23 protein-coding genes and 2 rRNA genes are annotated in these 26,098 nt (G+C 65.1%); 9 read left to right on the top strand and 16 right to left on the bottom strand.

Translation table 11 applies throughout. The features are described from left to right. Positions 1-400: 400 nt before the first annotated feature. From C3E77_RS11950 to C3E77_RS11935, 4 genes are all read left to right on the top strand, one after another. Positions 401-3,519: ribosomal RNA gene (locus C3E77_RS11950) — 23S ribosomal RNA — on the top strand. Between the two features lie 169 nt (positions 3,520-3,688). Continuing rightward, positions 3,689-3,805 (top strand): 5S ribosomal RNA (rrf, locus tag C3E77_RS11945). Between the two features lie 321 nt (positions 3,806-4,126). After that, complete coding sequence (locus C3E77_RS11940; RefSeq protein ID WP_108391836.1) at positions 4,127-4,744, top strand: GNAT family N-acetyltransferase; 618 nt, start codon at positions 4,127-4,129, stop codon at positions 4,742-4,744. Between the two features lie 94 nt (positions 4,745-4,838). Next, positions 4,839-5,333, top strand: coding sequence for an FBP domain-containing protein (locus tag C3E77_RS11935; RefSeq protein WP_108391835.1), 495 nt, complete (start codon positions 4,839-4,841; stop codon positions 5,331-5,333). Between the two features lie 7 nt (positions 5,334-5,340). Here the strand turns inward: C3E77_RS11935 and C3E77_RS11930 are convergent, their stop codons facing one another. The 3 genes from C3E77_RS11930 to C3E77_RS11920 all read right to left on the bottom strand — a co-directional run bounded on the left by C3E77_RS11930 (position 5,341) and on the right by C3E77_RS11920 (position 11,595). Then, positions 5,341-6,117 (bottom strand): DNA-formamidopyrimidine glycosylase family protein, encoded by a 777-nt coding sequence (locus C3E77_RS11930; RefSeq protein WP_108391834.1) that lies wholly within the window; start codon positions 6,115-6,117, stop codon positions 5,341-5,343. Continuing rightward, positions 6,110-10,891, bottom strand: coding sequence for an Lhr family ATP-dependent helicase (locus tag C3E77_RS11925; protein ID WP_108391833.1), 4,782 nt, complete (start codon positions 10,889-10,891; stop codon positions 6,110-6,112). Before C3E77_RS11925 ends, C3E77_RS11930 begins: the two co-directional genes overlap by 8 nt. Positions 10,892-10,953: 62 nt before the next feature. Further along, positions 10,954-11,595, bottom strand: coding sequence for an alpha/beta hydrolase (locus C3E77_RS11920; RefSeq protein WP_108391832.1), 642 nt, complete (start codon positions 11,593-11,595; stop codon positions 10,954-10,956). Positions 11,596-11,662: 67 nt separating this feature from the next. Here C3E77_RS11920 and C3E77_RS11915 point away from each other — a divergent pair, with 67 nt between their 5' ends. Beyond that, positions 11,663-12,232: an NUDIX hydrolase family protein gene (locus tag C3E77_RS11915; RefSeq protein ID WP_108391831.1), complete on the top strand. Its 570-nt coding sequence runs from the start codon at positions 11,663-11,665 to the stop codon at positions 12,230-12,232. A gap of 95 nt (positions 12,233-12,327) precedes the next feature. Here C3E77_RS11915 and C3E77_RS11910 read toward each other — a convergent pair whose 3' ends face one another. From C3E77_RS11910 to C3E77_RS11900, 3 genes are all read right to left on the bottom strand, one after another. Continuing rightward, complete coding sequence (locus tag C3E77_RS11910) at positions 12,328-12,843, bottom strand: GNAT family N-acetyltransferase (RefSeq protein WP_108391830.1); 516 nt, start codon at positions 12,841-12,843, stop codon at positions 12,328-12,330. 188 nt (positions 12,844-13,031) lie between these two features. Then, positions 13,032-14,624, bottom strand: coding sequence for a DEAD/DEAH box helicase (locus C3E77_RS11905; protein ID WP_108391829.1), 1,593 nt, complete (start codon positions 14,622-14,624; stop codon positions 13,032-13,034). Positions 14,625-14,769: 145 nt separating this feature from the next. After that, a complete protein-coding gene (locus C3E77_RS11900; RefSeq protein ID WP_198410474.1) occupies positions 14,770-15,324 on the bottom strand; it encodes a hypothetical protein in 555 nt (184 codons plus the stop codon). 79 nt (positions 15,325-15,403) lie between these two features. Between C3E77_RS11900 and C3E77_RS11895 the strand changes: the two genes are divergently transcribed. The 3 genes from C3E77_RS11895 (at position 15,404) to C3E77_RS11885 (ending at position 16,850) form a co-directional block, all read left to right on the top strand. Then, positions 15,404-15,862, top strand: a complete 459-nt coding sequence (locus C3E77_RS11895) for an EVE domain-containing protein (protein ID WP_108391828.1) — start codon at positions 15,404-15,406, stop codon at positions 15,860-15,862. Between the two features lie 50 nt (positions 15,863-15,912). Further along, entirely contained in the window at positions 15,913-16,455 is a 543-nt protein-coding gene (locus C3E77_RS11890) for a 2-phosphosulfolactate phosphatase (RefSeq protein ID WP_108391827.1), read from the top strand. 92 nt (positions 16,456-16,547) lie between these two features. Beyond that, on the top strand, positions 16,548-16,850 hold the full coding sequence (locus C3E77_RS11885; RefSeq protein WP_108391826.1) for a DUF427 domain-containing protein: 303 nt from the start codon (positions 16,548-16,550) through the stop codon (positions 16,848-16,850). Here the strand turns inward: C3E77_RS11885 and C3E77_RS11880 are convergent. From C3E77_RS11880 to C3E77_RS11870, 3 genes are all read right to left on the bottom strand, one after another. Continuing rightward, positions 16,840-17,529 carry a CGNR zinc finger domain-containing protein gene (locus C3E77_RS11880; RefSeq protein ID WP_232528984.1) on the bottom strand — a complete coding sequence of 230 codons (690 nt, stop codon included), beginning with the start codon at positions 17,527-17,529 and terminating at the stop codon, positions 16,840-16,842. The two genes, C3E77_RS11885 and C3E77_RS11880, sit on opposite strands and share 11 nt — an antisense overlap. Positions 17,530-17,607: 78 nt before the next feature. Next, entirely contained in the window at positions 17,608-18,264 is a 657-nt protein-coding gene (locus C3E77_RS11875; RefSeq protein ID WP_108393314.1) for an SAM-dependent methyltransferase, read from the bottom strand. A 5-nt stretch (positions 18,265-18,269) separates the two neighbouring features. Next, positions 18,270-19,337: an NAD(P)/FAD-dependent oxidoreductase gene (locus tag C3E77_RS11870; RefSeq protein ID WP_108391825.1), complete on the bottom strand. Its 1,068-nt coding sequence runs from the start codon at positions 19,335-19,337 to the stop codon at positions 18,270-18,272. A gap of 69 nt (positions 19,338-19,406) precedes the next feature. On the opposite strand from C3E77_RS11870, the gene C3E77_RS11865 reads away from it, so the two are divergent. Continuing rightward, a complete protein-coding gene (locus C3E77_RS11865) occupies positions 19,407-19,988 on the top strand; it encodes a helix-turn-helix domain-containing protein (protein WP_234031199.1) in 582 nt (193 codons plus the stop codon). A 30-nt stretch (positions 19,989-20,018) separates the two neighbouring features. On the opposite strand, the gene C3E77_RS11860 is transcribed toward C3E77_RS11865, so the two are convergent. The 7 genes from C3E77_RS11860 to C3E77_RS11830 form a co-directional block, all read right to left on the bottom strand. Next, positions 20,019-21,053 (bottom strand): hypothetical protein, encoded by a 1,035-nt coding sequence (locus tag C3E77_RS11860; RefSeq protein ID WP_108391824.1) that lies wholly within the window; start codon positions 21,051-21,053, stop codon positions 20,019-20,021. Positions 21,054-21,205: 152 nt separating this feature from the next. Further along, positions 21,206-21,751, bottom strand: a complete 546-nt coding sequence (locus C3E77_RS11855; protein WP_108391823.1) for a DUF1697 domain-containing protein — start codon at positions 21,749-21,751, stop codon at positions 21,206-21,208. Positions 21,752-21,789: 38 nt separating this feature from the next. Beyond that, positions 21,790-22,284, bottom strand: coding sequence for a SprT-like domain-containing protein (locus C3E77_RS11850; RefSeq protein WP_108391822.1), 495 nt, complete (start codon positions 22,282-22,284; stop codon positions 21,790-21,792). A gap of 43 nt (positions 22,285-22,327) precedes the next feature. After that, positions 22,328-22,858 (bottom strand): hypothetical protein, encoded by a 531-nt coding sequence (locus C3E77_RS11845; RefSeq protein ID WP_232528982.1) that lies wholly within the window; start codon positions 22,856-22,858, stop codon positions 22,328-22,330. Between the two features lie 50 nt (positions 22,859-22,908). Continuing rightward, positions 22,909-24,078 (bottom strand): PQQ-dependent sugar dehydrogenase, encoded by a 1,170-nt coding sequence (locus C3E77_RS11840; protein WP_108391821.1) that lies wholly within the window; start codon positions 24,076-24,078, stop codon positions 22,909-22,911. 1 nt (position 24,079) lies between these two features. Then, complete coding sequence (locus tag C3E77_RS11835) at positions 24,080-24,955, bottom strand: spermidine synthase (protein WP_108391820.1); 876 nt, start codon at positions 24,953-24,955, stop codon at positions 24,080-24,082. Between the two features lie 76 nt (positions 24,956-25,031). Then, positions 25,032-26,060, bottom strand: coding sequence for a putative endonuclease domain-containing protein (locus C3E77_RS11830; protein WP_108391819.1), 1,029 nt, complete (start codon positions 26,058-26,060; stop codon positions 25,032-25,034). Between the last annotated feature and the right edge of the window lie 38 nt (positions 26,061-26,098).

Genomic DNA, 26,098 nt, shown 5'->3' with positions numbered 1-26,098 from the left:
TTCAGGGACGAACGTTCCTGCTGGCGCTCATGGGTGGAACATTGACATTGATACGGATCGTAATGATTCGACACGAGTACGCCCTGGTTTTGCCGGGGAAGGAAAGAGTCGGGCCGGCACGGTTCGTATGTTGCACGCTGTTGGGTCCTGAGGGACCGGAACGAAACGCTTTCGAGTGTTTCGGACTGTACCTCTGGACCTTCTCCTGTTCAACGGGAACCTTCGGGTTGTTGGATGGGGTGGGTACCGCCCGTACTTTGAGAACTACACAGTGGACGCGAGCATCTTTTGACTCGGACTTCGGTTCGAGTCGAAAACAACAATTGACTCAAGCATTTATGTTTGAGTCCATTGGTCAATTTTTTCGAGATAGATTTTCGATTTTCAAAACTCATGTGATTGGCAAGTTTTTAAGAGCAAACGGTGGATGCCTTGGCATCTGGAGCCGAAGAAGGACGTAGTAATCTGCGATAAGCCTCGGGGAGCTGATAAACAAGCTGTGATCCGAGGGTGTCCGAATGGGGAAACCCCGCCAGGGCTGCAAGGTTACCTGGTGACTCCCGCCTGAATATATAGGGCGGGTAGAGGGAACGTGGGGAAGTGAAACATCTCAGTACCCACAGGAAGAGAAAACAACAGTGATTCCGTTAGTAGTGGCGAGCGAACCCGGAAGAGGCTAAACCGTGCATGTGTGATACCCGGCAGGGGTTGCATGTTCGGGTTGTGGGACTTTTCTGCACTTGGCTGCCGCCGGTGCGACGTTACAGAGCGTGATAGACGAACAGGATTGAAAGCCTGGTCATAGAGGGTGCGAACCCCGTAGTCGAAATTTCGTGATGGCGTGAAGAGTATCCCAAGTATCACGGGGCCCGAGAAATCCCGTGTGAATCTGTCAGGACCACCTGATAAGCCTAAATACTCCCAGATGACCGATAGTGAACAAGTACCGTGAGGGAAAGGTGAAAAGTACCCCGGGAGGGGAGTGAAATAGTACCTGAAACCGTTTGCTTACAAACCGTTGGAGCCTCCTTGTAGGGGTGACAGCGTGCCTTTTGAAGAATGAGCCTGCGAGTTAGTGATATGTGGCGAGGTTAACCCGTGAGGGGTATCCGTAGCGAAAGCGAGTCTGAATAGGGCGATTCAGTCGCATGTCCTAGACCCGAAGCGAAGTGATCTATCCATGGCCAGGTTGAAGCGTGTGTAAGAGCACGTGGAGGACCGAACCCACTTAGGTTGAAAACTGAGGGATGAGCTGTGGATAGGGGTGAAAGGCCAATCAAACTTCGTGATAGCTGGTTCTCTCCGAAATGCATTTAGGTGCAGCGTTGCGTGTTTCTTGCCGGAGGTAGAGCTACTGGATGGCTAATGGGCCCTAAAAGGTTACTGACGTCAGCCAAACTCCGAATGCCGGTAAGTGAGAGCGCAGCAGTGAGACGGTGGGGGATAAGCTTCATCGTCGAGAGGGAAACAACCCAGACCACCAACTAAGGTCCCCAAGCGCGTGCTAAGTGGGAAAGGATGTGGAGTTGCACAGACAACCAGGAGGTTGGCTTAGAAGCAGCCACCCTTGAAAGAGTGCGTAATAGCTCACTGGTCAAGTGATTCCGCGCCGACAATTTAACGGGGCTCAAGCACGCCACCGAAGTTGTGGCATTGATATTTATAGGCAGGCCTTCGTGGTCCAGCCGTATTGATGGGTAGGAGAGCGTCGTGTGGCGAGCGAAGCGGCGGTGTAAACCAGCCGTGGATGCCACACGAGTGAGAATGCAGGCATGAGTAGCGAAAGACGGGTGAGAAACCCGTCCTCCGAAAGACCAAGGGTTCCAGGGCCAGGCTAATCCGCCCTGGGTAAGTCGGGACCTAAGGCGAGGCCGACAGGCGTAGTCGATGGACAACGGGTTGATATTCCCGTACTGACGAAGAACCGCCCAAGCTAATCCAGTGATGCTAAGAGTCTGAATCCCACTGATTGATCCCTTCGGGGTGAGACGGTGGGCCTAGCGCTCGACCCTATGCTGGTGCGGTTAGCGTATTAACAGGTGTGACGCAGGAAGGTAGTCGGTCCTGGGCGATGGTTGTCCCAGGCCAAGGTTGTAGGCCGAGAGATAGGCAAATCCGTCTCTCATATAAGGCTGAGAGCTGAAGGGGAGCCCGTAAGGGCAAGATCCGATGATCCTATGCTGCCAAGAAAAGCATCGGCGCGAGGTTCAAGTCACCCGTACCCCAAACCGACTCAGGTGGTCAGGTAGAGAATACCAAGGAGATCGAGAGAATCGTGGTTAAGGAACTCGGCAAAATGCCCCCGTAACTTCGGGAGAAGGGGGCCTGACACGTCAACGGACTTGCTCCGGGACGCGTGGTAGGGCCGCAGAGACCAGTGGGAAGCGACTGTTTACTAAAAACACAGGTCCGTGCCAAGTCGCAAGACGATGTATACGGACTGACGCCTGCCCGGTGCTGGAAGGTTAAGAGGAACGGTTAGCCGCAAGGCGAAGCTGAGAATTTAAGCCCCAGTAAACGGCGGTGGTAACTATAACCATCCTAAGGTAGCGAAATTCCTTGTCGGGTAAGTTCCGACCTGCACGAATGGCGTAACGACTTCCCAGCTGTCTCAACCGCGAACTCGGCGAAATTGCACTACGAGTAAAGATGCTCGTTACGCGCAGCAGGACGGAAAGACCCCGTGACCTTTACTACAGCTTGGTATTGGTGTTCGGTGTGGCTTGTGTAGGATAGGTGGGAGACTGTGAAGCTGGCACGCTAGTGTCGGTGGAGTCATTGTTGAAATACCACTCTGGTCATATTGGATATCTAACTTCGAACCGTAATCCGGTTCAGGGACAGTGCCTGGTGGGTAGTTTAACTGGGGCGGTTGCCTCCTAAAAAGTAACGGAGGCGCCCAAAGGTTCCCTCAATCTGGTTGGCAATCAGATGTCGAGTGTAAGTGCACAAGGGAGCTTGACTGTGAGACTGACAAGTCGAGCAGGGACGAAAGTCGGGACTAGTGATCCGGCAGTGGCTTGTGGAAGCGCTGTCGCTCAACGGATAAAAGGTACCTCGGGGATAACAGGCTGATCTTGCCCAAGAGTCCATATCGACGGCATGGTTTGGCACCTCGATGTCGGCTCGTCGCATCCTGGGGCTGGAGTAGGTCCCAAGGGTTGGGCTGTTCGCCCATTAAAGCGGTACGCGAGCTGGGTTTAGAACGTCGTGAGACAGTTCGGTCCCTATCCGCTGCGCGCGCAGGAAATTTGAGAGGATCTGACCCTAGTACGAGAGGACCGGGTTGGACGAACCTCTGGTGTGTCAGTTGTTCCGCCAGGAGCACCGCTGATTAGCTACGTTCGGGATGGATAACCGCTGAAAGCATCTAAGCGGGAAGCCGGCCTCAAGATGAGATTTCCATGCCTTCGGGCGAGAGGCTCCCAGCTAGACTACTGGGTTGATAGGCCGGATGTGGAAGAGAGGACTAAAGACTCTCGGAGCTGACCGGTACTAATAAGCCGATAACTTACCAATCATCCCACCCTCGTGGTGGAGCATGAGTTTTGAGGTAAATCGAATTTCGTGATCGATAAAATTCACGATGCGTAGCGTCCACTATGTGGTTCTCGATGTACGGTCGAGAACCGAACACACACATTATGTGTTTGTTCGATTCAACTTTTGACCAAGTGTCACAAGATGTTTCGGCGGCCATAGCAAGAGGGAAACGCCCGGTCACATTCCGAACCCGGAAGCTAAGACTCTTTGCGCCGATGGTACTGCAGGGGGGACCCTGTGGGAGAGTAGGACACCGCCGGACTTAACTTAGAAGAGCCCACCCCACCGGGGTGGGCTCTTCGTCTTTAACCCACAACAGACCGCGACTTCCGACGGTCAAAGCCAGCCACACCAACGCAACCAAGCCACCCACACCGGGTGGCTTTTCCTCGTTAACCCCCCGGCCACAACATCCGCAGCACCCGCCCCACCCCCACTGCCCGGCCCCAACCGGCTGCTCACCACATTGCTCGGCCAGATACGGTTGCTCATCCCCGTTGCTCGGCCACAACCGGCTACTCCATCACCGGAAGTCGCGCCCCTTCTGGCCAAGCAGCGCCCGAGCCGCGTGGGACCATAGGGCATGACGGACATCCCGATGGAACTCCCGCTCCTCGGCGGACCGAGGTTGCGCTTGCGTGCCTGGCGAGCATCAGACGTGCCAACCGTGCAGGAGGCGTCCCGCGATCAACTGATCCCGTCCATCACCACGGTGCCGTCGACGGATGGTGAGCGCGAAGCTCTCGACTTTGTTGCTCGGCAACATGACCGGTTACGAACGCGAGAGGGCTACTCATTTGTGATCGCCGATGCATCCGACCGCGCCGTCGGCCACATCGGGATGTTCTTCGCGGCAGGTGCCGGGGCACGCGCAAGCGTCGGCTATTGGATCGTGGCATCCCAGCGGCAACAGGGGTATGCGGCGGAGGCCCTTGAGACTCTCACGTCGTGGGCGCGACACCATCCTGACCTGGACCGCCTTGAGCTCTACGTCGAGCCGTGGAATCGCGGATCCTGGCGTGCAGCAGAAAGCGCCGGCTACGAACGCGAGGGACTTCTCCGGGCGTGGCAGCGAATTGATGGGACGCCGCGCGACATGTACATGTACGCGCAACTGACTGCTCGAGCGTCCGCAGCGGACGCGACTCCCGCTGGAACGCGGCCCACCTCGCGAGAGGACGGGGTGCGTACACGCGGATAGAGAACGCTCCGGGAAGTCGCGGTTCTCCGCCCGTCGCTTGAGGGTGACGCGGAGTGGCTCGTAGGCTGGAGGGGCGACACTCGGAAGGGGATCCATGCGTGAGCTGAGCGAGATCGACATCCGCACGTCCTTCATGAACTGCTCCAAGGGTGAGGCGTTTCGCATCATGGTCCCTGTCGGGTTGGAACACCTCGACTGGGAGCGCCGCGACTACCTGGGCTGGCAGGACCCGAAGGCCCCGCAGCGGGCGTACCTCGTGACCTGGCGTGGTGATGAGCCGGTTGGCATCGTGCTGCGCCGCGCCGACCCGGTTGCCTCCCGTGCCAGATTCCAGATGTGCTCGCTCTGCCAAACGCCGCAACCGGCCGACAGCGTCGCCCTGTTTGTGGCTCCGCGCTCGGGCGATGCCGGCCGCAACGGCAACACCATAGGCACCTACCTCTGTGTTGGCCTGAACTGCTCCGCGCACGTCCGGGTCGAACCGCCGGTGTCTGAGATCCAGCCGGATCCGTCGGCGGTGGTCGCCGCGAAGATCGAGGGGCTGCTGAACCGACTCGCCGGATTCCTCGCGAAGGTCGACAGCGTCTGACGCCGTCTCAGGACTGGCAGCGGGGGCACCAGTAGGTGTCGCGCAGACTCAGTTCGTCCTGGCCGAGCTTGCCCGCCCGGATGCGGGTACCGCATCGCAAGCAGGGTTTGCCGGCTCGGCCGTAGACCCAGACCTTTCGGCCGGGACGGGCGTCTCCCGTCGTGGTTCGTTCGACGCGATCCCGGTTTGCGAGAATGAGCCGGGACGAGAGTGCGACCAGCGCCGGAACATCCGTCTCGCCAATGGGGCGGCTGGGCAGAACTCCACGGAGGAAGCACAGTTCATTCGCGAAGACGTTTCCGAGGCCGGCGAGGTTCCGCTGGTCGAGGAGCGCGACGGCCGTAGGCACCTCTGGGGCAGCCGTGAGCCTGGCGATTGCCTCATCGGAGTTCCAGTCGGCGCCGAGGAGATCGGGGCCGAGGTAACCAACCACCGTTTCTTCCTCTGTCCGGGGGATCAATTCAACGACGCCCAGGTCGAAGCCAACGCTCACCCAGTCAGCGGTCGTGACAACAGCGCGCGCCTGGAACGCCGGGCGCTTCCACGGGGAGCCCGGCCGGTACAGGTGCCACGATCCCTCCATCTTGAGGTGGCTGTGCAGGGTGAAGTCGCCCACGCGGTGGAGCAGGTGTTTGCCGCGGCTGGCGACGCCATCGATGCGTTCGCCGGTGAGGTCGGAGGTTGCGAACGCAGGCACCCGGATGTCCCACCCGGTCACGGTCGCGCCCTGCAAAGCCTGGTTGAGATGGAAGGCTTCGCGGTAGACGGTGTCACCCTCAGGCATGTCGCATCCGAAGCCCCCGTGGCGTCTCGCTGAAGCCAGCCTCGCGCAGCGCCGCGGCGACGGGCGTGCCGAGGAGAAATTCGCCGTTGACCTTCTCGATGGAGAGCTTGTCGATCGCGCCGCGTTTGACGAGCATTCCGACGGATGTCGCCGCCACGGTGAGTGTGTCCTGGTCGTCGGAGAACGCGAGAAGCGTCTTGCCACCACGCTCGAAGTACAGGACGAGCTCACCGTCGACGAGCGTGACCAGGCCACCCGCTTTTCTGCCCGGCCTGTGCTTGGTTCCGCTCGTCTCGAGGGCCGGCCACGGAAGTGCTGCACCGTACGGGTTGGCAGGATCACTCGCGGCGAGGGTGACAGTCTCCGCCGGTGCGCGCTTCTCGTCGTCGTCGGGGCGGGTGAAGGTTCGGAGGCGGTCGACCGTGCCCGCCAGGGAGAACTGTGCGGCTCCGAGTCCGTCGATGAAGTACCCCCGGCGGGCGCGGCCGGAGTCTTCGAACCCGCTCAGCACGCGGTAGGTCAGGGCGAAACCGCCTGGCACGCCCTCGGCCATGACGGAACCCCGGGTGACGACGCCGTAGCGTTCGAGCAGGATCTCAGCGGTGGCCGCGGCGCGCACCGTGGAGTCCTGTTCGGCGAGCGGCAGGATCGACCAGCGACCGCCGAGGATCGGGGCGCCGACCCTCGTGGCCATCGTGGCGGGCCGGATCGGCCGCCCGCGGTACATGCGCGACCTGGGCTGGGCGCGGGTGGTTCGGTGTGCGCCTTTTCCGTGGCCAGTGAGTGTGCGAAGCGGCGCGAAGGTGTCGTTGGTGATCAGCCCAGCCCAGACCAGTTCCCACAGCGCGGTGACGAGCGACGCATCGTCGCGGGCACCGGTCGCCTCCGCCAGCTGGGGGAAGAAGTACGCCCCGCCGCCACCCAGGGCGAGGAGCACCTCGCGCTGCAGTTCGTCGGTGTCGGCGTCAGCCGGGATCGGCAGGGTAAGAGGTGCAGTCTCCGCGAGATGCAGCGTGACCCAGCCGTCGTTTCCGGGGAGCGAGCCCGCGCCGGCCCAGACGACTTCGCCCGTCGCCGTCAGCTCGTCGAGCATCGCCGGTGAATAGTCGGTCACCCGTTGCGGCAGCACGAGGGATTCCCACGCGGATGCCGGAAGGGAGACACCGGCGAGCTGGTCGATGACCGCGGCAACACCGTCGACGCCGCGGAGTCGGCTTCCGACCTGCTGCCAGACCGGAAGGAACCGGGCGAAAGCAGCCTGCTCGACAGGCTCGACCTCGTGCCTGAGCGCCGCGAGCGAACGGACACGGAGTCGACGGAGGACCTCGCTGTCGCACCACTCAGTGTTATCGCCGATGGCTTCTCTGCCCGTGGCGAGGAACTCGCCGCGGACGACCCGTCGGGCGTCGGCGAGCCGGGTGAGGGTGTGCGCCGCGACGGCGCTGCCGAGCCCGAACCTGTCGGCCACCTGCTGGGTGGTGAACGGACCGTGGGTGCGTGCGAAACGGGCGACGAGATCGCCGACGGGATCGGCGACCGGCTCGATGAACGCGAGCGGAACGCCGATCGGCAGCGGGACACCGAGCGCGTCGCGCAACCGTGCCGAATCCTCGATCGCTGCGAACCAGCTCGTGCCGGCGAACGAGACCGCAATGGCCCGCTTCGTGGCGGTGAGCGTTTCGAGGTGTGCGGCAGCAGCGTCGAGACGTTCCGCGTCGATGGGCGCCGCAGTGCCGTGTGTGTCAGCGGGTGCGGATGCCGGCGCGCCGTCAGTAGCGCGGGATCCCTCTGCTGCGTCAGCCGGGTCTCCGTCGACGGCGACGTCTCCGGCGCCGACAGCGTCTCGCGTACCCGAAACGTCTGGGGTGCCGACCGGTTCCAGCCGCTCCGCGACTTCCTCGACGGTGAGTGGACCGAGCATCCGCAGCAGGTCGGCAACCCCCTCGAGGCCACGAGCCCGGCGCGACTCGGCCAGCCGCTGAAGCTCCGCTTCGGTGCGCGCGATGACGCCAGGGTCGAGCAGCTCGCGGAGCTCCACCTGCCCGAGCAGCTCGGCCAGCAAGGCACTGTCAATCGTCAGCGCCGCAGCCTTGCGCTCGGCGATCGGGCTGTCGCCCTCGTACATGAAGGCACCGACATACCCGAAGAGCAGCGACTTTGCGAAGGGTGACGGCAGATCGGTGGTGGTTTCCACGATACGGATGGCGCGGCCGGCGAGCTTCTTCGTGATGTCGAGGAGCGCGGGAAGATCGTACGCGTCTTGAAGGCACTCCCTCACGGTTTCGAGGATGATCGGGAAGCTCGGGTACTTGCGGGCAACATCGAGCAGTTGCGCCGATCGCTGGCGCTGTTGCCACAACGGAGCGCGTTTTCCGGGCGAGTAGTTGGGCAGCAACAGTGCACGGGCCGCGCACTCGCGGAACCGGGACGCGAACAGCGCGGAGCCGCCGACCTGCTCGGTGACGAGCGCCTCGAGCTCGTCGGCGTCGAAGACGAACAGCTCGGCACCGGGAGGTTCTGCCTCGGTGTCGGGAATCCGCACAATGATGCCGTCATCGCTCGCGACCGACGCGCCGTCGAGGCCGAAGCGCTCCTGCACCCTCGCGCTCACCGCGAGAGCCCACGGCGCGTGAACTTGCATGCCGTATGGGGAATGAAGGATGACCCGCCAGTCACCGAGTTCGTCTCGCGTGCGTTCGACGACGAGCGTCTTGTCCGACGGGATGTGCCCGGTGGCCGTTCGCTGCTCGGTGAGATACGCCACAAGGTTCGTTGCAGCGCGTGAATCGAGACCGGCGCCGCTCAGCCGCGCCGCGGCATCCGTTTCGCTCGCCCCGTCGATCTCACGGCGGAACGCGCCGACCGCTTCACCGAGTTCGGCTGGCCTGCCGAGACTGTCACCCTTCCAGAACGGGAGCCTGCCCGGCTGGCCGAACGCCGGCGTGACGAGCACACGGTCGTGGGTGATCTCCTGGATCTTCCAGCTGGTGGCGCCGAGCGCAAAGACGTCGCCGACGCGAGACTCGTAGACCATCTCCTCGTCGAGCTCGCCGACGCGGGACCCCGGCGTCGAGTCGCTCGACACCATGTATACGGCGAAGAGGCCGCGGTCGGGGATCGTGCCTCCGCTCGTCACCGCCAGCCGCTGCGCGCGGGGGCGACCGGTGAGGGTGCCGGCGTCACGATCCCAGACGATGCGTGGACGCAGCTCGGCGAACTCGTCGCTGGGGTAGCGGCCGGCCAGCAGGTCGAGGGTCGCTTCGTAGGCGGACCTGGGCAGTCTGGAGAACGGGGCGCTGCGCTTCACCTGCTCGAACCACTCCTCGACGCCGATGGGCTCGAGTGCCGTGGCCGCGACGGTCTGCTGGGCGAGAATGTCGAGCGGGTTCGTCGGGACGGCGAGCGACTCGATGCGCCCCGCCACCATCCGTTCGGATGCCACTGCCGAGTTGACGAGGTCGGATCGGTGCTTCGGGAACAGCACGCCACGCGAGATCTCACCGACCTGGTGCCCCGCGCGGCCGACGCGCTGAAGGCCGCTCGCGACCGAGGGCGGCGACTCGACCTGAACGACCAGGTCAACCTCACCCATGTCGATGCCGAGTTCGAGGCTCGAGGTGGCAACGACGCAGCGGAGTCGGCCCGACTTGAGGTCATCCTCGATGAACGCGCGTTGTTCTTTGGACACGGACCCGTGGTGTGCCCTGGCGAGCTGTGGTGCATCGGGCGCGGAGCCCTCGGTCTGGCCGCTTCCGCCCATCAGCGTTGCGGGTGGGCGCGCAGGCGAGCCGACGGCCGTGCCGACCGGCTGGGCTTCTTCGACGCGGGACTCTGGATTGAGCCGCTCTTCGTAGATCTCGTTGAAGCGTGCGGTGAGCCGTTCGGCCAGTCGGCGGGAGTTCGCGAAGACGATGGTGGATCGGTGGTCGAGGATGCGGTCGACAATGGCTTCTTCGACGTGCGGCCAGATCGAGCCGGTGCGTTCGCCGTCGACTGCGCCGGATGTTGAGCCCTCGGGAAGAAACGGGGCGCCCGATGCGAGGTCGGTCATGTCGTCGACGGGGACGATGACGCTGAGGTCGAACCGTTTGGACGCCGGCGGCGCGACGATCTCGACCGGCGAGGAGCCGCCGAGGAAGCGTGCCACTTCTTCGCGCGGACGAACCGTCGCCGACAGGCCGATGCGCTGTGCCGGCTTCTCGAGGAGTGCGTCGAGGCGTTCGAGGGAGAGCGCGAGATGCGCGCCGCGCTTGGTCGCGGCAACGGCGTGGACCTCGTCGATGATCACGGTTTCGACTGAACGGAGGGTGTCTCTCGCGGCCGAGGTGAGCATGAGGAAGAGCGACTCAGGCGTCGTGATGAGGATGTCTGGCGGGTTCTTCGCGAGTGACCGGCGGTCGGCGGCAGGCGTGTCGCCGGAGCGGACACCGACCGAGATGTGGGGTGGCTCTGCGCCGAGGCGCAGCGCGGTCTGGGTAATGCCGGTGAGCGGTGCGCGGAGGTTGCGCTCGACGTCGACACCGAGCGCCTTGAGCGGAGAGATGTACAGGACGCGGGTGCCTGTGTCGTCGGTCCGCGGCGTTGCCATCAGCCGGTCGAGTGACCAGAGAAACGCCGACAGCGTCTTACCCGACCCTGTCGGGGCAACGACGAGGGCGTGGGAACCGCGCGAGATGGCATCCCATGCACCGATCTGGGCGCCGGTGGGCTCGGCAAACGCCCCGCTGAACCACTCACGGGTGGCGGGGGAAAACCTGTCGAGGACATCTCGCACGTTTCCATCCTGCCTGACGCCACTGACAGCATCCGTCCCTCCGGGTTAAATGCCCGGGGGATTTACAACTGGCGTTCGATGAACGCGCGGATGTCGGCGAGTTCCTGCTGTGAGATCGAGTGGTCGAGTCCCTCGTAGATGCGCCCGGCGAGCTTGGAGTGTTCGGGCAGCCAGTCCACGGTCCGGGTGACCGCCGAGAGCGGAATGACCTGGTCGTGAGTGCCGCGGCCCCAGAACACCGGGGGACGGCGCTCGGCGAGCACCGCGTCACCGGGAACCACGCCAGGGGGCACATAGCCGGAGAGATTGACGGCGTAGGCGAAACGCTCGGGAGCGTGCCTGAGCAGTTGCATCGCCATCGCTCCGCCCTGGGAGAAGCCGAGCAGGCCGATCGTCGATGGCTGGTTCGGCAGCGAGTCCAGCCATTCGAGCACGGCCTCGGCGGCCAGGTCGACCCCTGACTCGTCAGGCTGTCCCGGCGAGTCGATCGGGTACCAGGAGAAGCCGTCGATGGGCCAGGGGGCGATGAGCGGCGCGCGAAGGGACGCGATCACCGGTTCGAGCGGCAGGAACGGTGCCAGGCCGAAGAGGTCGGCTTCGTTCGATCCGTAGCCGTGCATCACGATCAAGAGGGACCTGTCGTCCTGATCCTCCCCGGTTGCCGACCAAAGGACGGCGTCGTGGTCAATCATGGGCTTTGTCATCCGGCGGTTCTCTCTCATTCGGGACTTCGGTCAAGCCTACAGAGGTGAACGCTGGTAAGAATGGATCATGAGCGTTCGCACTCCCGACCCCGACCAGCCCCAGGAACCGTCATCGAACCCGACCCCGGGCTGGCTCAGCGACGTTGAGCTTGCTGAGGTTCGCCAGCGGCTGCCGCTGCTGTACGTGGAGGCGGTGCCGGTTCGCGTCGACGGCCTCGGCATCGTCACCGAGGTGGGAGTGCTGCTCCGCGCGACGTCGACGGGGCAGATGACCCGCACGCTCGTCTCCGGGCGCGTGCTCTATGGAGAGACGCTGCGCGACGCGCTGTTCCGCCACCTCGAGAAAGACCTCGGACCCATGGCGTTCCCGCTGCTTCCGGCGTCGCCGACTCCGTTCCACGTCGCCGAGTACTTCCCGATGCCCGGTATCTCCGCATACACCGATGACAGGCAGCACGCCGTTGCCCTGGCCTACGTCGTTCCCGTCACCGGGACCTGCGACCCGCGCCAGGACGCACTCGAGATCACCTGGATGACCCCGGAAGAAGCGCAGTCGGATGCCGTCAGCGACGAGATGGAGGGCGGACGCGGCACCCTGCTTCGGGTCGCGCTCGCATCGGTGGGGCAGCTGAGGTAGCGCTCGCCGACAGAAACGGCTGGGTTTCGCGAGGAAACGCAGCCGTTTGTGGCCGAGCAAGGCCCGTTCAGCCGTTTGTGGCGGAGGGCGAAGCGCTACCGGACGTAGCGAACTTCGTGGATCTCCTCGCCGAGGAACGGCTCAGTGTGCTCGGCGCCATCCGCGATGAACCCGTTCTTCTCGTAGAAGTGGCGGGCGTGGGTGTTCGCCGTCGATACCCAGAGATATGCGGGAGCGTCGCCGATCGCGGCGTCGAAGAGCTTCTGGCCGGTGCCCGTGCTTCGGAACTCGGCGAGCATGTTGATGAAGTACAGCTCCCGGGGGCGAGGTGCATCGGCGTCGCGGGCTGGGCCTGAACCCGAGAACCCGATGATGTCTCCGTCCAGCACCGCGGCGAACTGAAGGTACTCGGGCCCCTGATTCATCCAGTGGGTCCAGAGTTCGGCCATGCGGCGGGGGGAGAGGTGCTCGAGCGCTGCTTTCGAGATGATCTCGTCGTACTGCTCGTGCCAGCACTGTGCGTGGACTCGACCGAGTGACTCCGCGTCGACATCGCGGACGGGGCGGACAATAACGTCGCGGATCGGGGTGACGGTGGCTTCGCTGCTCATACCGTGACGATACCCCCTGGTCCCGCTGCCGTGAAATCGGGTGACGGCATCCACGCGTCACCGGTTCATGCGGGTGCAGACAGGGCGAGAAGCGGGCGAGGGCGGATGCCGGGGCAACAAAAAAACCGGCCGGTCTGCATTCCAGAATCCTGGAACGCGGACCGGCCGGTGTTCAGCTCAGAAGGCTGTTAGCTGCCGCTGGAAACCCTGCGGTTGGTGCGCTGTCCACCGGCGGATGCGCCACCGGAGGATGCCGGACGCGCGGAACGCTCGGGGCGAGCCTGTGCCGGGCGAGCCTGAGCCGGACGGCCCGATGCTGCACCCTCGTGGCGGCGACCCGTTGTGCCTGCGGATGACGTGGAGTAGTCGCGTGAACCGGCGCCTGAACGAGACCGTCCAGCGCCCTGTCCACCCTGGCCAGCGCGCTTGCGCTGGGCGTTGGCGCCCTGTGAGCGTCCACCACCCTGTGCCTGAACGACGCGGGGGAGCGGCTTGACGTACGCGGCGACCTCACCGACGAGGGCGGTGACCTCGGGGCTCTTCGACGTGACGGCGACCGGGGTCACCTTGATCTCGGCCTTGCGGAGAAGAACGGCGAGGTCCTTCTTCTGGGTCGGGAGGCAGATGGTGACAACGTCACCGGCGCTGCCGGCACGGGCGGTACGGCCCGAACGGTGCAGGTATGCCTTGTGCTCCATGGGCGGGTCGACGTGGATGACGAGTTCGACGTCATCAACGTGCACGCCGCGAGCCGCGACATCCGTTGCCACGAGAACACGGGCGGTTCCGTCGCTGAACGCGGCGAGGTTGCGGTCGCGCTGCGGCTGCGAGAGGTTACCGTGCAGGTCGACGGAGGGGATACCGGAGTCGGTGAGCTGCTTGGCGAGCTTCTTCGCGTGGTGCTTGGTGCGCATGAAGAGGATGCGGCGACCGGTGCCAGATGCGAGGGTCTCGATGAGGTCCTTCTTGGCGTCGGGGCCGTGAACCTCGAAAACGTGGTGGGTCATCGCTGAGACGTGGCTGGTGGCCTCGTCGACACTGTGCAGGACCTCGTTGTGCAGGAAGCGGCGGACGAGCTTGTCCACTCCGTTGTCGAGCGTTGCCGAGAAGAGCAGGCGCTGTCCGTTGGACGGCGTCTTGTCGAGGATGCGTGTGACGACCGGCAGGAAGCCGAGGTCGGCCATGTGGTCGGCCTCGTCGAGCACGGTGATCTCGACGGCGTCGAGGTTGACGAAGCCCTGCTTCATGAGGTCTTCGAGGCGACCGGGGCAGGCAACGACGATGTCGACGCCGGCCTTGAGCGCGGTGACCTGGCGGGTCTGGTTGACCCCGCCGAAGATGGTGGTGGTGTTGAGGCCGTATGCCGCAGCGAGCGGGGTGAGTACAGCCGAGATCTGGGTGGCGAGCTCACGGGTCGGTGCGAGCACGAGGCCGAGCGGACGGCCCGGGCGGCGCTTTCCACCGGCGAGCTTGCCGCCGAGGCGTGCGACCATCGGGATGCTGAACGCGAGCGTCTTGCCCGAGCCGGTCTTTCCGCGGCCGAGAACGTCGCGTCCCCCGAGGGTGTCGGGGAGGGTGTCGACCTGGATCGGGAAGGCGAGGGTCTTGCCGTCTGCGGCGAGGGCCGAGACGAGGGGCGCGGGAACGCCGAGTTCAGCGAAAGTGGTGTCTGGGACAGTTTCTGACAAAGTGGTGCCTTTCGGGGCAAAGCATCCCGTACGGATCTCGACAGGCGAAATCGCTGGAGCGGGAGCAAGTGGCGAAGGTGGCGAAGGCCACATCCGTTCGCCGTATGAAGAGTCATCGACCCGAGTTTCTCGGGGAGAGAGGAAGCGTTCTACGACGCAAGGGGCACAATTATGGGCCCGCAAGTTCTCCCAGTCTAGCGGATGCTCCTGGTGACGTCTGGCAGGACGCCGAGAATGGCTACTCCTTGCCGGCTTTTGGGCCGGCTTTTGGACCGGTTTCTGGACCAGCTTCTGCGTCCGCCGGAGCGTCCGGCTGCACCGGCTCGAACGCCCAGTGCGGCGCCATCTGCGTCAGGCGCAGCCCGCGCCACTGCCACATCGTCCACAGCGGCATCCAGAGTGCGACAGCGGCGGGTCCCGTGATGTCGAGCCGGTCGCGGTAGAGGGTCTTGCCGGGCTGGCCGGGGGCCGGCGCGACAGCCATGCGGTGGTGCCAGCTGTCGAGAAGGGCGAGGGGGCCGCTCAGCGGTCGACCGTTGTCGACAAGGATCCGCACGCCGGGCATCCGCTTCAGGTCGAAGTCAAGGTCGAGCAGCTGGCGCCCGACGGACACGACGCCGACACCCTTCATGGTGACCTGCATCGCTCCGGGTTCCCAGAGCGTTGGCATTGGCGAGTCAGGGGCGAGGGTCAGCAGCGGCCCGTACAGCTCCTGCAGCACGGTGGGGGAGCGCAGTGCCCGCCACGCGTCGTCGGGCTCGCAGTCGAGGATGAGCTTCAGTTGAACTCGCATATGCCCAGTATGGAGGTGTTTGTGGGCCGAGACGCCGTGCGCGACCGGTGGACCCGCCGGAATGCGCTAAACAGGGGGGATGGCGATTCGGTACTGGCTGGCGGTGGCGTCGCGTGACCACGTCCACAATGCCGTCGACCTCGGGATCGCCCAGGTGAACCATGGGCAGCGCGGCGGACTCGACGCGATGGGTGAGGCGGACGGGATCGTCTGGTACTCGCCCAAGACCGAGTATCCCGACGGGGAGCCGTTGCGTGAGTTCACGGCAATTGGTCGAATCGCCTCCGGTATGCCGTACCAGGCGATATCGCTCGACCGGCGGCCGTGGCGGCGACGCGTCGACTACGAGCGGGAGGCCGAGCCAGCGCCCATCCGCCCGATGCTCGGCATGCTCGATTTCACTCGCGACCAGCCGCAGTGGGGCTACCAGCTGCGACGCGGGCTGCTTGAGATCTCACGATATGACTTCCATCTGATCAGGGAGGCCATGCAGCGGCCGAGCGCCGATGATCGCCGCTACCCCGAGCACCGCCGTTAGACGGCGTAACAGTAGAGCTGGCATCCGGATGCCGCAGCTAGCCTTGATCCATGCCTGAACTCGCCACCCGAAACCTGCCGACCGCCCAGTCGAAGTACCAGGTGCGGTTCGATGTCGGTATCGACGGCCTCGCGCGAATCGGCGACGCCGACATCGTCGTGTGGGTCGACTCGCTCGCGCTCGCCGGGGTGGACGCTGCGCTCGAGTCGCTGGGGGACTCGACCAGCGCCGTGGCAGCGAACCTCACCAACCGCAGTGCGGTCGCCGCGTGGCTGCTCGAGCAGCAGCTCCAGCGGGGGCGCCGGGTCTCGATTGCCGTGGTCGCCGCAGGGCGGGATGGCGGCTTCGCGAGCAACGACCTGCTCGCGGCCGGCGCGGTCATCGATGCGCTGACGGCGCTCGGAATCGACTTCACCTCGCCCGAGGCCGCTGTCGCCTGTGCGGCTTTCGACGGACTGAGGAACGCGGTAGGACATCTGTTCACGGCATCCGTCGCCGGCCAGGAACTGATCGCAGACGGTCAGCGCGACCGGGTTGTCGCCGCCGCCCGGCTGGATTCGACGGACTCGGTCGACGTGCTGCGTCTGGTCTGAGCCGGCACGGGAGCGTCGGGGCATCCTGACAGCTCTCTGCGAACTCCCGCAAGCGATGGTTTCCAGCGGATGCCGGGCGTATCGTCGGGGCCATGAAGGCTACGTATCAGGACACAGTGATCGCCGATTCTCCGACCGAAGACCTCGTCAAGATCGAGGGGAACTGGTACTTCCCTCCGTCGAGCATTGCCGAGGACCTGTTCTCCGAGAGTCCCACTCCGTACACCTGCCCCTGGAAGGGCGCGTGCCAGTACTGGAACGTCACGGTCGACGGCACGGAGAAGAAGGATCTGGCGTGGAGCTACCCGGAGCCGTACCCGACCGCCTTCGACAGGGTCGGCAAGGACTTCTCCGGGTACGTGGCGTTCGACCGCTCGGTGACGATCAGCGAGTAGCCGCCTCCCGGGCGCGGTGGGCGCGAACCTTGTGCCGGTTTCCGCAGCGCTGCATCGAGCACCAGCGGCGGTTGCCGGCGCGTGAGGTGTCGAGGTAGATCAGCGCGCAATCGTCGGCGTCGCACTGGCGGATGCGGCCGAGCGTCTCACCCGAGAAGAGTGCGACGGCGTCGCGTGCCACCGTCGAGAGAGCCTGCCCCGTCCGAGGTTCTGTGCGGCCGGCCTGCACGGTACCGCCGGCAAGGCGTGGCGGGATGTCAGGGGTTGCCGCGTACAGGTTGAGCAGGTCGATGTCCCTGGCTTCCGGATCGCGTCCGGCGCTCGCCGCAAGCGCGAGCCTCGCGATGGACCCGCGAAGCATGAGTGCGTCCTGCAGATCACGCTCGGTGGCCGGTGCACTCGGAAGCCTCGTCTTGAGCCATGATGTGAGGTCGTCGGGTGTGCGCAGCGTCTCCTCGTCCTCCGCGCCCTCAGCTGCAGCGTCGACGCCGACCTGGCCGGTGTATGCGAAGTCCAGGGCGAGCGAACCGGTGTCAAACCACCAGCGTGTGCCCTCGGAGACGAGCCATTGCCCGGTCATGCCCGTCACGGCACCGGGCCCCCGAGCATCGCGCATTGCGTTGGTCAGGGGTCCGGGTGGCGTGCTCAGTGCAGAGGGATTCTGCGGAGTGGGGTGCATGTGACCATGGTACTGAGCAGCCGGTTGAGGGAGCCCCGGGGCCTGCCGACGAACTCGGCTGGTCAGCAGGCAGCCCGTCTAGCCCCGTCGCACCCGCAACACGGAGTCGACCAGCGTGAGGGTTGTTCCGTCCCGCCCCGTGATGGGTCTGTCGACGAGCGCATTGGTCTCGACCACCCAACCGGCAGGCAGCTCGAGCGACGCCAACACCGCGTCCGGTGTCGGCAACGGTTGGGCGTCGTGGTTGTCGGCGTGGTCGTGGCCCGCCCCCGGCGGAAAGGCTGCGTGCCCGACGACGAGGAGCCGACCGCCAGGCGCAACCGCTGCGGTCGCGCGACGCAGGATGTCCTCGCGCGGGAGTTCGACGGGCGAGTGCAGGAACGCCGCAGTCACAAGGTCGAACTCGGTTGACGGATGCCACGTCGCGAGGTCAGCCTGCACCCAGCTGATGCGATCGGCCAGGCCGCTGTTGGCAGCTCTGGTTGCTCCAACGGCCAGCGCGGTCGCCGAGATGTCGACGGCGGTCACGTCCCAGCCGCGTGCGGCGAGCCACAGCGCGTCGCCACCCTCACCGCTCCCGAGATCGAGTGCCGTGCCCGGGGTCAGGCCGGACACCTCGTGTTCGACCGTCGCGTTGACGCGACCGCTCCACATCCCCCCGTTGTCGCCTTGGGTGGAGAAATAGCGAGCCTCCCAGAAAGCGGCCGGATCGGTGATCGGGTTCTCGGAACTCATCGCCGTCACTTTCCGACCGCCTCGGAGATGGGCGCGAACACTCGGTCGGCGGGGAAATCATTCGAGGGGTGAGAAGTGATTGTAGTGACGCGTTCTGTAGCTGCAGCGACGTCCTCGGCCACGAGCTCACCGTTGATGGCGAGGGCGGCGGTCGCTCCTGCGCCGGCAGCGATGGGAACCAGCGCACCCGGGTTGGCAGAGTTGCCAACCGCCCACACGCCCTGGACGCTGGTCTTGCCGAACGCGTCAACCGCTGTCCACGGGCCGAAGGGCGTGTCGGTGCGTTCGGCGCCGAGCTGCCTCAGTGGCTCGTCCAGTGCGATGGGTCTCGGTTCGGCGAACACGACATCCAGGGGCGCGACGGTGCCGTCCGCGAGGGCGAGCCCGGTCATCGTGCTCCCCTCAGTGACAACGTGTGTGACGGGGCGATCCTCCAGCCGTATTCCGCGCTGCTGGAGCACGCGCAGGTCGGTGTCGGGGATGGGGCCGACGAGCGCGGTGAACACTGTGACATCGCTTGAATACGAGCGCAGCATGTGCGCCTTGTGCAGGCCCATTACGGAGCTGGCCAGCACTCCGATAGCCCGACCGGTCGCCTCGTAGCCGTCGCAATACGGGCAGGCCGCCACGCCGCGCCCCCATTGTTCCGAGAGGCCAGGGATGTCCGGAAGTTCGTCGCGTGTTCCTGTCGCGACGATGAGGCGGCGCGCGGTCGCACGCACACCAGTGTCGGCGATCAGCTCGAATCCTTCCGGCGTCGCACGAGTCTGTATGACACGGGCGTTCTCGATCACACCGTCGACAGCGCGCACTTCGCGGTAGCCGTCGGCGACGAGATCGAGCGGTGAGTAGCCGTCTCGACTCAACACGCCGTGCATGTGGGGTGCGAATCGATTGCGGGGCTCCTGCGCGTCGAAGACGAGTACGCGGCGGCGGGCGCGAGCCAGGATAAGAGCGGCGCTGAGTCCGGCGGTGCCGCCGCCGATGATGATGACGTCCCAGTGCTCATTCGAAGTCGAGGGGTCAGGGGCGCCGGGGGTGGATGTGGCGGAGAGGTGGTCGTTGTTCGTCATTCCCCCAGCGTGTCCCCGTGCTAGCGTGTTAGCAACTATCTGTGCCAATTTGGCAAGAACGGAGTTCCCGTGGCCGACGACTCTCTCGCCCTCATCGGCCCACGGCTCAAGAGCTGGCGCGAAAAGCGAAGTATGACTCTCGCCGAGCTTTCGGAGACTACCGGGATCTCATCGAGCACACTCTCGCGTCTCGAGGCGGGCAAGCGTGCTCCGAACCTTGAGCTCGTGGTCCCGATCGCGCGGGCGCTGAGACTGGAACTCGATGACATAGTTCCTCGTGCCGCGCCCAGCCCGCTGGTGGCCCGAACAACGAAGCGCGTCGGCGAGATTCAGTTCGAAACGCTCTCGCCGGAGTCGAGTCCAGTACAGACCTATAAGGTCACATTTCCCGCCAACCCGGCGGGTGTCGCCGCTGTGCCTGAGCCGAATGTGCACGAGGGGCACGAGTGGCTCTACGTGCTCTCGGGGCATCTGCGCCTCGTGCTCGGTGAACAGGACGTGACTCTCGGGCCTGGAGAGGCTGCGGAGTTCGACACGCGCATTCCGCACTGGCTGTCGGCGACCGGTGCCGGGCCCGTCGAGATGCTGTCGATTTTCAGCAAAGAGGGTAAGCGCATCCACCTCCGCGCCCGCCCCTCGACGCCCGGCTGAGGGGCGACGATGCGTGAACGTGGTCGCGGATTACCGGCCGTCGACGATCGACATGAACCCGGCGAAAGCGAAAAGCCCCGGCACCACGTAGAGGAAAGTGAGAAGGGCCAGCCAGCCGGCTGCTCGCAGACCCCACCGGGCGTTGTTGGCCCACTCGCGCAGAGCGAGGCGGCGCCCATCGTGTCCGATGCGCGGCTCCTGGGCGACGTACCGCACGTCGGGCGCATCAAGCTCGGCGCGAATGCGCGTGACGAGGCGAGACGTGTCCTGCCCGGGAACGCGTTCGTCGAGGTACCGGGCGGCTTTGGCGGTGATGCGGGGTACGACGGTGGTGAGGATGGCGCCGAAGCTCTGCCACGAGGCGGGATCAGCGAAGTCCGCCCCCGGCCTGGTGAAGAAAATTATCGACGTGTCGCGGATCTCCACGTTGAAGCCCCAGGCGTGGTCGATGAGGTCGGCCATCACGTCGGGCGTCAGGACGTAGAGGGCCTCGGTGCCGTACTCCGTCGGTGAGTAGACGCGGAACCAGTTGTCGAATTCCCCACCAACAGACAATCTCTGCTGCCGCTCAATGCCCTCGGGCAGGTCGCTCGTGAGCCCGTCATTCGCTGTCGCATCAAGGACGAGGTGGGGCAACGGCGCGGGAAGTGCGACGCGCAGATACCGCCACTCGCCAGCTCGCGGGCCATACGGAGTGAGGTTGCCGAACTCGATCCCGGGCGCTTCGAAGCGTGGGAACTGTTCCATCGGGCGCCCATCGGCGCCGAGGAAGGAGGAGAACTGAGCGATCGAACGTGGCCGTGGCTCAAAGCCGTTGGCGAGGGCGGTCAGGTCCTGCCGCCACTGCCGGAGTTGTGCTTGCGGCGTGGGCGGTCTGGCCGCCCACCGCGTCAGCCATACGGTTCCCGCGAGCCAGGCCGCAAAAACGACCATGCTGCCGACGATGTCGAGAACGTCCGTGCCCGTGACCTGACCGCCCTGGAAGTCATCCACACGGATGCCGAACGTCATAAAGACGATGCAGAGATACCAGAGGAGAAGACAGTTGTTCACATGAACAAGCACCTGCCGTTTATTCGGTACCCAGGCGGGTCGGGAGTCGCGCTTCAAGGCCGCGACGGCGGCACCAACGTCAGCGTCTGATGCGGTTAACCATCGGATGTCCACAGTTCATTCTGGCGTAGCTGAGCATCGCCGCTGACCGCACGCGCCGGTGCTCAGAGCAGCTTGCGCAGCGTCCGCAGGTTGCGGGTTGTGGTCACAGCCGTGCTCTTGGCCTTCGCCGTGCGTTTCGAGAAGGTGCTGTCTGTGGACAGGCCTCGCCGCACCTCCCAATAGAGGACGTCATCGCCCGAAGCTACACGCTCGATCGACTCGTCGAGATCGGCAAGATCAACACCACCAAAGATCATCGGGTCTGACGCAAAGATGACGTATGGCTGCCGGTCGTCGACCTCATCGAACGGATAGGCCGTGACGACGTCGGCGAGGGTGGACTGCCGCACCAGGACGACCCGCGCCGAGTAGCCGAACTCGTCGGTCAGGGCTTTCTCGATTCGACCGGTCAGCGCCGAACCGTCGTCCTCGGTCGTGGTGAAGAGCACATTCCCTGACGCAAGCACCGTCTTCACATCGTCGAAGCCGAGCGCACGGAAAACGTCGGCGAGAGGCGCGGACCTGATGGTGACGCCGCCGACATTGACACCACGCAGGAGGGCGACCCAGCGCCGCGGGGCGTCGTTCTGCGTGCCGGAGGTCGTCATTGTTCTCGTCGCTGTTCGTCGGTTCCTGGGTTCGCGGGTTAGGGAGTCGCCGCGGCCGCGCGCTGCCGCATCGACGGCGTGATCTCACGGTGCTGCCACGTGATGGTGAACTTCGGGTCGAAGCTCCGTGAGCACACACCGCAACTGGTCACGTGCCTGGGCTTTCGGTGGCGATAAAGGGTGTGCCCGCTTGGGCACGCCCCCACCCAGGGTGCGAGCTCGTCGGCGGTCTCGCCGTGGTGAAGCCTCGAGCCGACATAGCCCAGGTCGGCGGCGACCCGCTGCCACGCCGGCCCGTGCCCGGCGCGCTGGCCAGCCAGCGCGTGGGCAACCTCGTGCAGCAGGATCTGGTGGACATCATCGTCGTCGTATCGAGCAGCGAGGTAACGCGACACGGTGATCCGGTGCGTCGTGAAGTTGCACAGGCCTGCGCGGCGCTTGGCGTTGTCGAAGCCGAACGACCACACCGAGGGGTCAAGGTGCAACTTGATCAGAGAATCGGCCCACAGCCGAACCTTTACCAAATCTGACATGTCATCACGTTAGCGGCAGCCGCCGACATTCAGGCACTTTCGGTCAAGCCCGCTGACCGACGAAGGACTCGGTAACGGCGACGGCGATGAGAGCCGACTCGATCTGGTCATCGGATGCTCCGAGTTCGGTCCGCAGCGCAACCGCGGCCCTGAAGTCCGCGAGCGCTGGCTTGAACTCACGCTGGTCGAAGTAGACCTTGCCGCGGTGCTGGAGCGCGAGCGCCTCGTGCAGCTTCCACTCGTGGGTGTGTGCTTCGTCGATGAGCGAGGACAGTTCGTGAATCGCCTCGTCGAAAGCGCCCCGGAACTGCAGAACCTGTGCGCGCAGCATCCGTGGCTGCATCAGTCCTTTGCGGTCGCCGGTGAACCGGGCGAGGCGCACGCACTGGTTGGCGACGTCGAGTGCTTCATCGAGTTGTCCGGCGACCTTGTACAGCCACGCCTTCTCACAGAGGGCGCTGAGGCTGCGCATATCGCCGAGTTCCTCGAGGCGTTCTCCGACAGCCTTGAGGTCGACTTTTTCGCGCAGTGTTTTGGCGTCGTAGCCAAGAATGATGCTCAGGGTGTACTCCAAAAGGGTGGTGCTGCCCGGTGTCGCCGATTTCCCCGGGGCTACTCTCGACTTTAACCCTCGACGAGCGGGGAGAGCGTGACCTCGACCAGCCTGTCGTCATCCGGGGTCGGATTTCCTCGGCCGTCGGTGTTGTTCGTGATCATCCAGAGTGAGCCGTCGGGGCCGGGCACTACGTCGCGGATGCGCCCGAACTCGGTGTCGAAGAATGGCTGGGCCGAAATCACGCCCTCAAGCCCGACGCTGCCCTCCGGGACATGGACTCCGTCGAGGATCGACCAGAGCTTCTCGCCGCGAAGGGCCGCCATGAACAGGGTGTTGTCGACGACGGTGAGGCCGCTCGGGCTCGCGTCGCTCGTCGACCACTGGAAGACGGGGTCGACGTAGTCTGCGTTGGCTGCGGCACCCTCGACGACCGGCCAGCCGTAGTTCGAACCAGGTTCGATCAGGTTGAGTTCATCCCAGGTGTTCTGCCCGAACTCGCTGGCCCACAGGCGTCCGTCTTCGCTCCAGGCGATGCCCTGTGGGTTGCGGTGGCCGAGCGAATACACCGGAGAACCGGGGAACGGGTTGTCCTGCGGGACCTCGCCGACCGGCGTGAGTCGGAGGATCTTGCCGTTGAGCGAGTCCTGGTCCTGCGCGTTGTCGGGGTCTCCCGCGTCGCCGACCGTGACGTACAGCATCCCGTCGGGTCCGAACGCGATTCGGCCGCCATTGTGGTTGCCCGCCTTCTCAAGCCCGGAGATGACGACCTCAGCGGCGCCGAGGGAGAGGGAGCCGGGTGAACCGTCCAACGGCATCCGTATGACGCGGTTGTCAGAAGCCGTGGTGAGGTAGGCATAGATCCACCTGGTGTCGGCGACCGTGCGGGAGGCCAGTCCGAGGAGGCCGCCCTCTCCCTGCGCGGCGACGTCGGGAACGACGACGGCTTCGCGGAGGTCTCCGGCGATCGTCAACTCCATGATCTGGCCGGTGTCGCGGTAGCTGATCAGGGTGCTGTCGCCGAGGGGCAGGATCGACCACGGTGCCTCGAGGCCGGTGGCAAGGACCGTCGTCTCGCCGGTCGGGCCGACGGGACCGGTGCTCGTCGGCGCGGGAGCCGGGGTGGTCGCCGGCGAACCGGATGGCGCGCCAGGCGCCTCGGGGGCGCTCGCCGTGCATCCAGTGAGAAATGCCGTCGCGACCAGCGCGATGGCAGTGCCCAGTTGCGTGCGGCGTGCCATGTCAGCTCCCTGACTTCACCTGGAAGATGCTCTTTGCGGGTGGGGGAGACGGGATCGCTGTCGCGTCGGTCATCACCGGGGCGCCCGCGACGAACTGTTTGAGCTCACTGCCGTAGACGGCCTTGGCCGGGTGCGGTCCGCCGGCGAGAAGCCGAGGGATGAAGTCCATCGGCAACTCAGCGTTCGAACCGACGAGGACGAGGTTGCCGAACCGCCTGCCCTTGAGGATCTGCGTCTCGGCGAGCACGGCGACGGAGGAGACCGCGGCGTTCAGCGTCGCAACCTGGTTACGGGCAAAGGCCAGGCCGGGGCCGTCAGCGACGTTGACCACGATGATGCCGTCTGGCGCGAGAAGGGCGGATGCCGCGCGATAGAACTCGAGGCTCGTCACGTGGGCGGGGGTGCGTGCCCCGGAGAAGATATCGACAACGACGAGGTCGACAGTGCCGGCGAGTCCGCCCGGCAGCCGGCCGAGGACCTCGCGGGCGTCGCCGTACCGGACCCGGATTGCCGCGCGCTTGGGCCACGGCAGGTGCTCGCGCACGAAATCGACGAGATCCTGCTCGATCTCGATGACCTGCTGCCTGCTGCCCGGGCGGGTGGCCTCGATGTAGCGGGGGAGTGTGAGCGCGCCAGCACCAAGGTGAACGGCGGTGATCGGCTTGCCAGGATCCCGGAATTCGTCGATGACGTGGCCGATGCGCTGGATGTACTCGAAGAAGAGCTGGCTCGGGTCGTCGAGGTTGACGTGCGACTGCGGGGTGCCGTCGACGACGAGCTGGAAGCTCCCCGGGTTGAAGCGGTCGGCCTCGATCACAGCCTGGAAACCGCTCAGGGCCAGTTTGATGCTGGGGTTGTCGGTCTCGCGCGATGCCATGGTTCGAGCCTACCTTTGCTCCATCACGCGAGTTGCTGGGTTTGCACGGGTGCGGGGCCGCCCAACCCGTGCAAAGTCAGCAACTCGCGGTGAGGTGGGCGGTGATGAGCCCGACCAGGGAGCGGAGGTTGTGGAGGTCTGCCTGCGTGACCCGAATGACCCGCCAACCCTCGGACTCGAGCCTTCGGGTGCGCCGGATGTCCCGGGTCCACTGGTCGGCGTCGAGCAGATGCTGCAACCCCTCGTACTCGAGCCTTCGGGTGCGCCGGATGTCCCGGGTCCACTGGTCGGCGTCGAGCAGATGCTGCAACCCCTCGTACTCGAGAATGAGACGGTGTTGCCGAAACATCATGTCGACCCTGGCGATGAACCTGCCGTGCCGGTCGAACACGTCGACGTTGATTTCGGGTGAGGGCAGGCCGGCGAGTACCAGTTCGACGCGCAGGATCGACTCCTTGGGTGACTCCGCGCGATTGTTGAGGAGTTCCAGCGCTCGCCGAAGGGTCTTGACGCCGCGCCGCCCCGTGTATGCGGTGACCGCGGCGGCCAGTCGGTCGGTGGACGTCAGAGGGCGGGTGCGGCGGATGAGGTAGTCGCCGGCGGCAACGAGCTCGGTGAGCGGCAGGTAGCGGGCGAGGTCGCACCACGTCCGTTCGGGGCCAGTCAGGCGCCCCAGGGCTCCCGAGACGATCTCGGCCTCGTCGATGCTGTAGCTGTGACCGATCGTGCCGATCGCCTGCACTGCTCGACACCCCTCGGGGAGTCCGATGTGGAGCCGGGTGTCGGATGAGAGTCGGTACGGGAGCGGGACGCCGTGCAGGAGGGCCGCTGTTGGTCCACAGTAAAAACCGCCTGACGGCATCCGCAGGTCAAAGGCGGCACACAACTCGCGGGTTCGCCGCTGGTGTGTCTGGAAGACCTGCCGCCAGTCATCCGCCGACACCGGATCGTGAACGGGAGTCCCTGCTGGCGTACGGATGCCCGAGAACGGGTGCGCGAGGTCGCCTCCCGCCAGCCGCGCCCGGCTGACCCCGAGCGCCCGCGCCTCGGTCACCGTGAATGGGCGGCCGGTGAGCTCGTGGGGAAGAGGTTTGCGCGCGGTCATTTGCCCAGAATGGTTGGAGCGTTTTCGACGGCCTGCGG

It is taken from the genome of Mycetocola zhujimingii (assembly GCF_003065425.1).
Taxonomy (GTDB): Bacteria; Actinomycetota; Actinomycetes; order Actinomycetales; family Microbacteriaceae; genus Mycetocola_A; species Mycetocola_A zhujimingii.
This window is presented reverse-complemented; position numbering and strand designations above follow the sequence as displayed.

Excerpts from the sequence above, each read along its gene's own strand:
- C3E77_RS11920 (WP_108391832.1), bottom strand. The coding sequence starts at position 11,595 with ATGACAAAGCCCATGATTGACCACGACGCCGTCCTTTGGTCGGCAACC.
- C3E77_RS11940 (WP_108391836.1), top strand. The coding sequence starts at position 4,127 with ATGACGGACATCCCGATGGAACTCCCGCTCCTCGGCGGACCGAGGTTG.
- C3E77_RS11840 (WP_108391821.1), bottom strand. The coding sequence starts at position 24,078 with ATGGCACGCCGCACGCAACTGGGCACTGCCATCGCGCTGGTCGCGACG.
- C3E77_RS11895 (WP_108391828.1), top strand. The coding sequence starts at position 15,404 with ATGGCGATTCGGTACTGGCTGGCGGTGGCGTCGCGTGACCACGTCCAC.
- C3E77_RS11875 (WP_108393314.1), bottom strand. The coding sequence starts at position 18,264 with ATGAGTTCCGAGAACCCGATCACCGATCCGGCCGCTTTCTGGGAGGCT.
- C3E77_RS11910 (WP_108391830.1), bottom strand. The coding sequence starts at position 12,843 with ATGAGCAGCGAAGCCACCGTCACCCCGATCCGCGACGTTATTGTCCGC.
- C3E77_RS11835 (WP_108391820.1), bottom strand. The coding sequence starts at position 24,955 with ATGGCATCGCGCGAGACCGACAACCCCAGCATCAAACTGGCCCTGAGC.
- C3E77_RS11905 (WP_108391829.1), bottom strand. The coding sequence starts at position 14,624 with ATGTGGCCTTCGCCACCTTCGCCACTTGCTCCCGCTCCAGCGATTTCG.
- C3E77_RS11885 (WP_108391826.1), top strand. The coding sequence starts at position 16,548 with ATGAAGGCTACGTATCAGGACACAGTGATCGCCGATTCTCCGACCGAA.
- C3E77_RS11880 (WP_232528984.1), bottom strand. The coding sequence starts at position 17,529 with ATGCACCCCACTCCGCAGAATCCCTCTGCACTGAGCACGCCACCCGGA.
- C3E77_RS11900 (WP_198410474.1), bottom strand. The coding sequence starts at position 15,324 with ATGCGAGTTCAACTGAAGCTCATCCTCGACTGCGAGCCCGACGACGCG.
- C3E77_RS11850 (WP_108391822.1), bottom strand. The coding sequence starts at position 22,284 with ATGTCAGATTTGGTAAAGGTTCGGCTGTGGGCCGATTCTCTGATCAAG.
- C3E77_RS11930 (WP_108391834.1), bottom strand. The coding sequence starts at position 6,117 with ATGCCTGAGGGTGACACCGTCTACCGCGAAGCCTTCCATCTCAACCAG.
- C3E77_RS11855 (WP_108391823.1), bottom strand. The coding sequence starts at position 21,751 with ATGACGACCTCCGGCACGCAGAACGACGCCCCGCGGCGCTGGGTCGCC.
- C3E77_RS11890 (WP_108391827.1), top strand. The coding sequence starts at position 15,913 with ATGCCTGAACTCGCCACCCGAAACCTGCCGACCGCCCAGTCGAAGTAC.
- C3E77_RS11870 (WP_108391825.1), bottom strand. The coding sequence starts at position 19,337 with ATGACGAACAACGACCACCTCTCCGCCACATCCACCCCCGGCGCCCCT.
- C3E77_RS11935 (WP_108391835.1), top strand. The coding sequence starts at position 4,839 with ATGCGTGAGCTGAGCGAGATCGACATCCGCACGTCCTTCATGAACTGC.
- C3E77_RS11830 (WP_108391819.1), bottom strand. The coding sequence starts at position 26,060 with ATGACCGCGCGCAAACCTCTTCCCCACGAGCTCACCGGCCGCCCATTC.
- C3E77_RS11915 (WP_108391831.1), top strand. The coding sequence starts at position 11,663 with ATGAGCGTTCGCACTCCCGACCCCGACCAGCCCCAGGAACCGTCATCG.